This is a genomic window from Arthrobacter sp. JCM 19049, assembly GCF_001310435.1.
Genome location: NZ_BAXF01000478.1, coordinates 1 through 1,642, shown reverse-complemented (window position 1 = coordinate 1,642; position 1,642 = coordinate 1). Strand labels below are relative to the sequence as shown.

The window sequence follows — 1,642 nt, the reverse complement described above, 5'->3', positions numbered from 1 at the left end:
GTCCGTGCTGGCGGCGCTGCTGCGCCAGCCGGCCGCGTGGAGCGTGCCGCTGGCGTTCGTGGTCACGGTCCTGGTTTCGCTGACCACCGCCAAACGGGTTCCGCGCAACGTGGACCGGATCCTGGAACGGCTGCACGTGCCCGAACGCAGCACCCTGAGCGACTGACCCCACCCTCACCGGATCACCGGCGTTCAGTGCCGTGCTGCGGTGAGCTGGAGGCAGGAAAAGAGCGCGGCGGGCCGCCCCATGCCAGGGGCGGCCCGCCGCGCTCTTGTTCGTTGCGGTGCTAGTCGATCGAGGCCATCAGTTCCACGACGCGGTCCAGGAACGCGTCTACCTGGGACTCCTCGTACCCCTCGGTGCCGATCGCGGTGCGGAACTCGACGCGGCGCACCGAGTCCACGCTCATCGGCACGTCCTTTTCGAAGTACTCGATGAGCTGGTCGCACAACCGGTCAACGTCCTCGACGTTGTAGCTGGCGGCGTTGGAGCGCGAGGGGCGGCGGAAGCGTTCCCCGTGGGAGCGGTGCAGGCGGCCACGCAGGATGGCGGCCAACCGGCCCACCTGCTGCAGCCAGACCTCCTCGCCCTGATGGGCGATCAGGTCATCGCGTTCCCGCTTGGCAAACACGTCCTCCAGGCGGTCCAGTGCCCCGTCGACCTCGCGGGCGTTGTAGCCGCCCTTCTGCGGGGCGAAGGTGGTGCGGCGCACCAGGTGCTGGTCACCAGGGTCTCATCGGACCCCTCGCCGTTGAAGGTCTCCCGCGCCCGGTCCAGGAAAGCGTCTACCTGCTTCATGTTGTACCCGAACTCCTGCTCGGAGACCCGGGAAAACGGGGTATCTGCTTGCTGCGACACGTTTCATCCTTCGTCGTACTGGCTCGCGCCTGGTTCGTGGCCTGGTCGTACCGCGCACGGTACCGGCAATATTCTATGCGTTCGAGTTGCCCCGCGGGCCGGGGCACACCGTCGCGGGTCCTAGGAGTAGGTGGTCACCCAATCGATGAGGTGGGAGGCGAGATAGGTCAGCGGAACGGAGAAGAGCACCGAGTCCAGCCGGTCCATCACCCGCCGTGGCCGGGCAGCAGGTTGCTCATGTCCTTGATGCCCAGTTCGCGCTTCACCATAGATTCGGACAGGTCCCCGGTGGTGGCGGCCACCACGATGAACACCGCCAGGATCAGCCCGGTCCACCACGGCATCTGCAGCAGGTACTGGGCGCACAGGGCACCGATCACCATGGCGCCGAGCATGGACCCGGCGAAGCTCCCAGGACTTCTTCGGCGAAACCTTCGGGGCCATCGGGTGCCGGCCCAGCAGCACCCCGACAATGTAGCCGAACGTGTCATTGGCGACCACCAGCAGCAGCATCGAGGCGATCAGCCACCGGCCCTTCTCATCGGCCAGCAGCAGGACGGCGAAGCTCAAAAGCAGCGGCACCCAGCTGATGATGAAGACCGATGCCATGATCGAGGCACTGGCGCCCTTCAGGCCCTCCATGATCCTGAACAGCACCGCCAGCAGCAGTGAGCCCAGGTAGGCGAAGCCAGGGCCTGCAGCCCCCCGAAGTAGGCGGCCGCCGGCAGCAGGGCGCAGGCCAGCAGCACCGGGGTCAGCGGGACGGCGGTGCGCACGTCGCTG

1 protein-coding gene and 2 pseudogenes are annotated in these 1,642 nt (G+C 67.2%); all 3 read right to left on the bottom strand.

All coding sequences use genetic code 11. The annotated features are described in order from the left end of the window. Positions 1 to 287 precede the first annotated feature (287 nt). Positions 288 to 799, bottom strand: a pseudogene (locus JCM19049_RS13575) (DivIVA domain-containing protein). Between the two features lie 266 nt (positions 800 to 1,065). Next, positions 1,066 to 1,242 carry a phosphatidate cytidylyltransferase gene (locus tag JCM19049_RS13570; RefSeq protein ID WP_279403226.1) on the bottom strand — a complete coding sequence of 59 codons (177 nt, stop codon included), beginning with the start codon at positions 1,240 to 1,242 and terminating at the stop codon, positions 1,066 to 1,068. A gap of 85 nt (positions 1,243 to 1,327) precedes the next feature. Continuing rightward, a pseudogene (locus JCM19049_RS21020) lies at positions 1,328 to 1,468 on the bottom strand (phosphatidate cytidylyltransferase); the annotation flags it as partial. Positions 1,469 to 1,642 lie beyond the last annotated feature (174 nt).

Bases quoted from the DNA above. Each gene is read 5' to 3' on its own strand.
- JCM19049_RS13570 (WP_279403226.1), bottom strand. From the start codon at position 1,242: ATGGTGATCGGTGCCCTGTGCGCCCAGTACCTGCTGCAGATGCCGTGG.